An 8,483-nucleotide genomic window follows, 5' to 3' on the forward strand; every position below is an offset into this window, starting at 1 on the left:
AGCGTCTGTAGCGTCTGTGGCAACTAAGCGGGGGTAAATCGCTGCTAGCGCCGTTGCTTCTAGCTGCTGCTGCAAACTGTTAGCGTGCTGTTGCCAAAGCGGCAGCAACAGCAGCCCCTCAAGCCCCATGACAGTGCTGAACATCCAGACTGCAAAGCGCTGAGATAACGGAGAGCGGAGAGAGACTAAAAAAGAGGGTAAGGGAGATACCACAATCTGTTGACCCAGCTTGCGATCGACTCGTTCATAGCATGCCCATATACGGCGCTAAACCAGAGAAAGCTTGTGGTGGAGGGCTTAGAAGCGGACTCTTAGCTGGCTACTAATCACCTGGTTGCTAGAATCGCTACCTGCACTAGACTGGCTGCGCACGTTGTTAAACAAGTAATTGATGTCTAGCTCAAGGGTTTCTGAAAGAAGAACCGTACAGCTAGACTGATAGCTGTAGGCGTTTGTCCAGGTTCCCTGCGATCGCTGCTGGCCTAAGGTTCCTGCCAATCGACAGCGCAGAAAATCAAACATCTCTTTCTGCCAAGCAATTTCGCCATTAAAGACTAAAAAATCTACGGGAGAAAAATAGCCACTCACCGCTTCTACATCTTCCTGGTAGCGCCAATTGAATAAATTAGCCGCAATCGAAAAGTCTCCCCAGCGACGCTCTAAGCGGCTGAAGGATTGCTGTTCGCGGTTGCCATCGCTGTAGCGTCCCCACTGTACGGACGAGAAAAAGCTGGTTTGGCGGTCTATTTGCCAAAATAGCTGTGGCCCATAGCGCCAAGCCGTAATTTGGTTTTCTAAGGTTGTGGCGTTGAACTTATAAGGGCCGTAGGCAGTGTTAAAAGACAACTGAGCGCGATCGCCCAAAGGTACAGACGCGTTGACTTCAAACCCGGCTGCTGCGGGTAAGCGATCGAAAAGCTCAAGGTTAGCTTCTACATCCAGCGCCACCTCTCCCATTTGCCGCTGCCAGCCAAGCCGTAGAGGAATGTTTGTCACGGGTGTGATGTTGGGCTGGCGAAATTGATTCAAACCCGTACCAAAGCGCACCTGATCGCCATTGCGCAAACGTCCATAGATAACAGGTTCGAGTAGCCGATTATCTTGATCAAAGCTGCTCGTATCGTCCTTAAAATCAACGGTGAGAGCAGTTATGTCTAGCCAGGGGGCAGCGTCTGGGGTGTCTGCGGATATTGCCTCGTCGGGTTCTTTAGGCGTTTCGGCAGGGCTTTCTACGGGAGGTGCGACGGGTGGTTCATACAGACCGGGGTTGAGATTTTCAGGCGCAGCTAGCAAAAGCGGAGCCGCCTCTAGCTGAGGCCGTGCTGGTTGGGTAACCGCTTCACCGCTAAGGGACTGGCAAGCGTCTTGCCGATCTTCAAGTTGGGCTGAAGGGGCTTGAAGGCAGCGATCGCGCCTTGGGTTTTCCGCAAAATTATGGGCGCTGGCAAACGTGCTAGGGGCAATCCCCACAACCACTAAGCAGCTAACCAGCCAAGTCCAGTAACGCAGTAGGTTCAATGAGTGGGTACCGTTCAATTGGCTAACAAGTTGTTATTGGCTAAAACGCTGAGACGATTGGGTGATAACTAAAGGCACAAGGCTAAGGGCAAAGGGCAGAAGGAAAGGTTTTCTATCAGCGATTTGCAACCATTTAAGAAACTCAACCTGTGGCTAGAGCTATAAAAACAATCTAATCAGAGCGGTTGTGATTTTTAATACTCTTTACAGCCGCCTTTTCTTGTATCCTGAAACTTGCGTTTTATGATTTCAACTCCTGGCTTAGGTACTGAATACCTGGGCCTTTTTTTGACGACCTGGTATAACCACGCCTATTCTAGGATGGCTTCAGTCGGCTCTGACTCATAAATATAGGCGTAGTCAAATTGAAAGGAGTTAGGGTGGCGAATAATAGAAAAGCCAAAGTTTGTGACAATATCGGTGGAAAACGTAGCCATACACAGCTCAGTCAAACGCTTGCCTGAAATCTTCGGAATTTGGACAAAATAAGCCCGACGGGCAAAAAATAGCCCTTCGTCTTTGGGCACAATCAGCCCGTTGATGCGATGAGCATACTGAATCGGACGAATATATTGGCGAATAAAGTCTTCTTGACTAATTTGTAATCGATAGAGCCGTTCGTGCTGCGACCAACTCATGCGAAACATCAGCTTGATCAGCTCAAAACCCAAAATATAGTTAAAAACGCTATTACGCTCTTCTGTGCTAGCCACCAGTTTCAGCGCCGATTCTAAATAAAGCCCTGGTTGCTGGCGCATATCTTGCGCAGAGTGAACATAAAACTGACGAATATAGCGTCGAATAATGGTTGTACTGAGTTCAGTTTTAATATGAAGTTGCCGTAGATGGCTGTTGACCCGTTGCTGGGTATCTCGATCTTGAATAATGCGAGAAATCAGACCGTCAGCCGTATATTCATCTAAAAACTCAGCCTGTAGTTCAGGTGGGGTTGCACACATTAAGTGGCATAGCGACAGAACATAACGTCGCTTTTCCCACGGTAGGCTTTCAATCCATTCTTTTGCTTTTATCGGTAAGGTGCCTAGAACGGTATCCGTTTCTTTCATAAGCGGTAACTGACTTAGAGAATGCATCGCTTGCGTTCAGTTTGAAACTACCAGTCAGGAAATGATAGGCACCGGGAGCATTCCTGGCTCAAGTTTCTCAGTAGAGTGCTGAGGCACAACTCTGATCTAGCCAGGATTCCTACTTTAAAGAAACCCTAATCACACGCAGTAGATTACAGGCAAAGCGAAGTTTCTGAAAAAGTTTAGTAAATTTCTCTCTGCGAGTTTACTGAGGCTTGATAGAAGTAAAAAATGGCTGGCTAAAAGCGATCGCTGTAACGTTCTTCTGCCCAAGGTTCTCCCCGTCGGTGATAACCGTTGCGCTCCCAAAAGCCTAACGCTTGCTGATCTAGAAATTCCAAGCCGTTGATCCATTTGGCACTTTTCCAGGCGTAAAGATGGGGTACCACCAAACGCATAGGGCCGCCATGCTCAGCGGGTAAAGGTTGGTCAAAAAGCGTATGGGCAAAGAAATTGTCGTCTCGGACAAATTCGGCTAAGGACAGATTGGTGGTATAGCCGCCGTAACAATGCTCCATCACATGGGCGGCTTTAGGATCAACTTCAATCTGCTGCATAAAGTCAGTGACTTTAACGCCGCGCCATTTGACATCTAACTTAGACCAAGTCGTAACGCAGTGAAAGTCAGCGGTAAACTCACTCTGGGGCATTGCCATAAAGTCATCCCAGGTGAATGTTTGAGGCTGAGCCAAACCACTCACCTGAAACGACCAATTTGCCGTATCGACTTGGGGGGTGTCGCCGTACGTCAAGACCGGGAAACCATTGGTGAGGTGCTGACCGGGAGGAACCCGATCCGCAAGTTCTGGGCCAGGTTTGCTAAAAAATTTCATAAGAAGAAAAAGACTCTGCCGCCAGTTATATTAGAACTTTACTGCACTTTTTAGCTGCTTGAAGCCTGTTCGGGTTGGGGCTAACGTTTGGGCGGCCATTTTCGCTCAATTTTATAAACTTGATAACCTGCTCTGGTTTCTAGGGGTTTGGCAATAGGTAAGCCTTGAGGGTTGGCTGCTGCAACCGGACGGGCAGGTTAAAGCCTGCCCGGTAAAGGAGGCTCTATGAGGCCGCAGGGGAGTTGTAGCTAATGATAGAAAGGGTAGCCCCTTGCGGATCTTGAATCATGGCAAAGCGCCCCACATCTGGAATATTCATTGGTTCTAGACAAACTTTGCCGCCTAGTTCAGCCGCTTGTTTGGCAGTAGCATCTACATCGTTGACCGTGATATAAACGCCCCACTGGGGAGCGAATCCGGAGGGAGCGTCTGGTGGAACAGGCATGATGCCACCCATGTCTTGACCTTGCAAAGAAAAGACTGAGTAGTCCATCCCGTTGATCGGCCCATCTTTGACTTGCCAGCCAAATAGCGTTTGATAAAACTGCTTAGCTGCTGACGCGTCTGAGGTGGTTAACTCATACCAGCTAAAAGCGCCGTGCTGTTGAAAGCGATCGCTCATGACTTTTAATCCTCTAGAACAGATGCTTGATTGTAGTTCATCTGTACTAAGATCGAATTAACTTTAGCCAATCTTTATTGGCTGTAACACGCTTAAGGTGAAGCGGCTGGGGAAAGGCGGCGATCGCGAAAAACAGTTACAAAACGGCTTTATCGCTGTTCCAACTCAGTTGGCAAACAGAGAATAAATTCTGCATACTGACCCGATGCTGTATTCAGGCTCAGCGTACCGCCGTGTTGCTCTACTACAATTTGCTTAGAAATGGCTAGCCCCAACCCTTTGCCTTTGCCCACTGGCTTGGTAGTGAAAAAATGATCAAAGATTTTGCCAGCGTCTTTTTCGTTGATGCCAATGCCGTTGTCACAAATACGCACCTCAACTTGGTCTTGCTGGTTTAGGCGAGTGCTGATCCAAATTTTAGGCTGTTGAGGGCTATCAGAATGGATCGGACGGAGTTTGCCAGCGGTGACGGCTGTTTCGAGCGCATCTAGGGAGTTGCTCAGCAGATTCATAAAGACTTGGTTTAGTTGCGCCGGATAGCAGTTAATGGGTGGAATATCGCCGTAATTTTTCACTATCTCTACTTGAAATGAGGTAGTGCACGCTTTGTCTTGGCAAACTCTCAGGCGATGGCTCAAAACCAGCAGGGTGCTGTCGATGCCTTTGTGAATATCGACCGTTTTAACCTCAGCTTCGTTGAGGTGAGAGAAGTTGTGCAGCGACAGCACAATGTTACGAATTCGCTCAGCCCCCACTCTCATAGACGACAGCGTTTTAGGCAGGTCTTCTAAAATAAAGTCAACGTCGATTTTTTCAACCTGAGCCTGAACATCTGCTCTCTCTGTCGCTGCGGTGAGAGATTGCTGGTGCAGGCGAGCCAAGGATAGCAACTCTGTGACGTAGCCATTGACGTGGGACAAGTTGGCATAAATAAAGTTGACCGGGTTGTTAATTTCGTGCGCGACGCCAGCAACCATTTGCCCCAGGCTAGCCATCTTTTCGTTCTGGATCAGCTGAGCCTGAGACTGCTTCAGTTCTTCGAGGAGCTGCTTGAGTTCGAGAGACTGCGTTTGAATTTTGCGAACCGACTCTGCTTGCTGCAGGGCAATGCCTAGCTGTTCGCCAATTTGGGTTAGCAGCTCAACTTCATCCGCTTTCCAGCGTCGAGGGGCGGCGTTTTGAAAAGCGGTGAGCAAACCCCACAGGCGATCGCCTTTAAAAATAGGGGCGATCGCATAGGCTCTGGCCTGAAATTCTTCTAACAAAGCGACGTGGCAGTCAGAATGTCCGGCTTTGTAGATATCGGTGACGGCAAAAGTTTCGTTGTGGGCATAGCGTCCGCCCTGGGTTTCCATTAGGTACGTATCTTCAACGCTAGGGGAAGCACCCACCAGCGGCCTCCACTCGGCTGCCACCGATTCAAACAAAACATCGCCGCTCCAGTCTGGGTTAAAGCGATAGATGGTGACGCGATCGGCTTTGAGCAGTTGCCGCACTTCTTCGGTAGCCGTTTGGCAGATAGCGGCAAAGTCAAATGATTGGCGAATGCGGTTGGTGATTTTGACTAGCGCTTTTTGACGGTTGAGCTTTTGCTCTTGTTCGTAGGCTTGTTGCAGGGTAATACCTAGCTGTTCGCCAATTTGGGTTAGCAGCTCAACTTCATCCGCTTTCCAGCGTCGAGGGGCGGCGTTTTGAAAAGCGGTGAGCAAACCCCACAGGCGATCGCCTTTAAAAATAGGGGCGATCGCATAGGCTCTGGCCTGAAATTCTTCTAACAAAGCGACGTGGCAGTCAGAATGTCCGGCTTTGTAGATATCGGTGACGGCAAAAGTTTCGTTGTGGGCATAGCGTCCGCCCTGGGTTTCCATTAGGTGCGTATCTTCAATGCTGGGGGAAGCGCCTACTAGTAGCTTCCATCCGGCGGCAACTGATTCAAACAAAAAATTGCCGCTCCAGTCTGCATTGAACCGATAGATAGTGACGCGATCGGCCTCTAGCAACTGGCGCACTTCTTCAGTGGCGGTTTCACAAATAACTTCCCAATCTAAAGACTGACGAATGCGATTGGTAATTTTGACCAGTGCTTTCTGGCGAATCAGGGCTTTTTCTTGCGCCCTAGCCTGGGCGATGAGCGTGGCTTTGTCTTGAAGCTGGTCTAAATACTCTGCCTGTTGGAGCGCAATGGTAAAGTGATCGGCAATTTTTTGGACGAACTCAATTTCTGAAAGCTGCCAGCGGCGCGGATGGCTACACTGGTGAATGCATAGTAGACACCAGAGTTTGTCGCCTTTTAGGACAGGTACAGTTAAATTAGCGCGAATTTGAAGTTGCTCGAAAACCTGTAGGTGGCAGTCGCTCAACCCTGCTTCGTAAATGTCGGCAATGGCCTGTACTTGCCCTGGGGTGAGATGGGCTTGAGAGCGGAAAGCCGCCAATTGCGAATCGAAGCAATCGCTAGAGGCTTGGCTAGCCAAAACGGAAGAAAATTCAGCGCCGACGTCTTCGGCGACAAATTCCCCGGCATCTCTGTGGTTGTCTGGCTGAAAACGGAAGACAACGACCCGATCGGCACTGAGCAATTGACGAATCTCGGTGACCGTTGTTTTAAAGATGATGTTGAGGTCTAGCGACGAGCGGATCCGGTCAATGATGCTGGCCAACGTCTGTTGCTGCTCAATTTGCAGAAACAGTTGATCAGTACAAGAGGACAGTTGATATGCAGCTTGTTGAAGCGCATTAAACCGCTGATTCAGAAAGGGTGAGTTAGGCATTCGTGGCGGTGCAATAGGCAAAGAGCACTTCTGCTTGAAAGTTCCCGGCGGTTACTTGGCAGTAACGAAGAACGGCAACGCCTTACCCAGCGTTTACTATTCAGATTGGCTGAATAAACGCCTGGTTTGGACGCGTGGGTCTGCAGATTTTTCGATCATTCCCTGATTGACTGGATCGATTTTATAACTTCAAAAGTTAGGTTTGGGATGTAGGTATGTTATCTGTCACATTTAGCTAATAACCGGGAAAAAGGCAGCGCTTTTCTAGAGTTTGACAGTTTTTTAAGGAAAGCACTGGAGCCAGAACTTAGCGTTGACAGCGATCGCCTGATCCTCTAAACCTTTCTCTCAGCTTGACCCTAGACTTTAGCAAAGTTAGCCGGGTCTTGATCGCGGCGGTGATGAGTTGGTAGAGGAGAACCCTGGCGATCGCCTGCGAGTGCAGCCGTTTCTTCTAAGGCTTGGCGCAGTCGCTTGGCAGCATAGATTGACATGTCACGCGGGACGTTGATGCGATCGCGCAGATAGCGCAAAGCTGAATCGGTTCCGGCTGGGGGCGGACAGTCGGCTTCAGTCATCAGGTGGGTTAAGGCACAGCGCAGCGCTTCGTCAAACAAGCGATCGTCAGCGGGATTGACGCGAATAATATTCGCCCGGTGCTTAATCACCCGTTGTAAAGCTTCGGCTCGTGAGGTTTCTGGCTCTGGGTATTTCGCATCGGGTAACCCCATCCAAGGCCCCTGGTCTACGCGTACCTGATTGGTTTGGGTGAGTAGTTCGCCGTTGTCGTAGCAGCCGCCCATTTGAGGGGGGAGGTCGTGGGCATGGGTGTGAAAGTCGCTTTGGGTACCTCGGTAAGTAGGGCGGCTTTCCATGGCGTCAAACCAGGCTGAAAAGCCAGGATTGGCCTCGCGAAGTGAGTAGCCTTTGTAGTAGTAGAGGCTAGCATTCATCCGCTCGACGTAGGGGGTAAAAATGACATCGGCGGTGCCAAATTCGCTGAGGAAGTAAGGGCTGGGGGTGCTGGCGAGGGTAGCTTCAACTTGAGCCACAACGCCAGTAAATTGTTCGCGGCTAGACTTTTCTTGCTGGGCAGAGCGACTGGGGTAGCAGAGCCAAACGCACCAGGCTCTAAAGAGGAGTCGCTCTAGTTGCCGCAGGGGCAATACTTGGGGGTTGTTCATGCCTTGGTTGAGGGGGCCGAAGGCTTTTTCGAGGGCGATGAGGATGTCGTCGCTTTCGGTGATTAAGCAATCGTCAAGGGCGATCGCAGGGAGCATCCCTGAAGGCACTTTGCGTTTGTACCAGTCTTCCTTTTTGCCGTAGCAAAACATGGTGACTTTTTGGATGCGGTAGGGAATTTGCTTTTCTTCTAACCACAGCCAAACTTTTTGGCAGTAGGGGCACCAGGCGTGGTTGTCGCGGTAGAGGGTGACGCGCACATCCGCTTCGGCATGACCAAAGAGGCGCAGGGTGGCTTGGGCGTTGGTTGGCCCGTTGATGGGATCGGTTTTGAAGTCGGCGAGGGCTGCGAGTTCTTGCCAGCCGAGGGGCGTCGTTGGGGATGTCATTACTTTTTTCTAAAGCAAGCGCTCCTTACAATTTTAGAAGGCAACAGCGCATCCCCAAACACCGATTTTGACACTGGGTT

The 8,483-nt window shown here is 50.0% G+C and carries 6 protein-coding genes; all 6 read right to left on the minus strand.

All coding sequences use genetic code 11. The features are described 5' to 3' along the window. Positions 1-297: 297 nt before the first annotated feature. The 6 genes from ACTS3T_RS18415 to ACTS3T_RS18440 all read right to left on the minus strand — a co-directional run bounded on the left by ACTS3T_RS18415 (position 298) and on the right by ACTS3T_RS18440 (position 8,403). Positions 298-1,518: a hypothetical protein gene (locus tag ACTS3T_RS18415; protein ID WP_377965612.1), complete on the minus strand. Its 1,221-nt coding sequence runs from the start codon at positions 1,516-1,518 to the stop codon at positions 298-300. A gap of 311 nt (positions 1,519-1,829) precedes the next feature. Continuing rightward, positions 1,830-2,585, minus strand: coding sequence for a cobyrinic acid a,c-diamide synthase (locus ACTS3T_RS18420; RefSeq protein WP_377965610.1), 756 nt, complete (start codon positions 2,583-2,585; stop codon positions 1,830-1,832). A 260-nt stretch (positions 2,586-2,845) separates the two neighbouring features. Further along, positions 2,846-3,439, minus strand: a complete 594-nt coding sequence (locus ACTS3T_RS18425; RefSeq protein WP_377965608.1) for a sulfite oxidase-like oxidoreductase — start codon at positions 3,437-3,439, stop codon at positions 2,846-2,848. A 223-nt stretch (positions 3,440-3,662) separates the two neighbouring features. Beyond that, the gene (locus ACTS3T_RS18430; protein ID WP_377965606.1) at positions 3,663-4,061 is read right to left on the minus strand and encodes a VOC family protein; all 399 of its coding nucleotides are present in this window, start codon (positions 4,059-4,061) and stop codon (positions 3,663-3,665) included. 149 nt (positions 4,062-4,210) lie between these two features. Next, on the minus strand, positions 4,211-6,832 hold the full coding sequence (locus tag ACTS3T_RS18435) for a GAF domain-containing sensor histidine kinase (RefSeq protein WP_462935326.1): 2,622 nt from the start codon (positions 6,830-6,832) through the stop codon (positions 4,211-4,213). Positions 6,833-7,191: 359 nt separating this feature from the next. Then, positions 7,192-8,403: a glutathione S-transferase family protein gene (locus tag ACTS3T_RS18440; RefSeq protein ID WP_377960804.1), complete on the minus strand. Its 1,212-nt coding sequence runs from the start codon at positions 8,401-8,403 to the stop codon at positions 7,192-7,194. Between the last annotated feature and the right edge of the window lie 80 nt (positions 8,404-8,483).

The organism is Almyronema sp. (genome assembly GCF_052168255.1).
GTDB lineage: Bacteria > Cyanobacteriota > Cyanobacteriia > Phormidesmidales > Phormidesmidaceae > Sphaerothrix > Sphaerothrix epifaneia.

What these genes read in the sequence shown, in the direction of transcription:
- ACTS3T_RS18420 (WP_377965610.1), bottom strand. Translation starts at nt 2,585, where the DNA reads ATGAAAGAAACGGATACCGTTCTAGGCACCTTACCGATAAAAGCAAAA.
- ACTS3T_RS18425 (WP_377965608.1), bottom strand. Translation starts at nt 3,439, where the DNA reads ATGAAATTTTTTAGCAAACCTGGCCCAGAACTTGCGGATCGGGTTCCT.
- ACTS3T_RS18430 (WP_377965606.1), bottom strand. Translation starts at nt 4,061, where the DNA reads ATGAGCGATCGCTTTCAACAGCACGGCGCTTTTAGCTGGTATGAGTTA.
- ACTS3T_RS18435 (WP_462935326.1), bottom strand. Translation starts at nt 6,832, where the DNA reads ATGCCTAACTCACCCTTTCTGAATCAGCGGTTTAATGCGCTTCAACAA.
- ACTS3T_RS18440 (WP_377960804.1), bottom strand. Translation starts at nt 8,403, where the DNA reads ATGACATCCCCAACGACGCCCCTCGGCTGGCAAGAACTCGCAGCCCTC.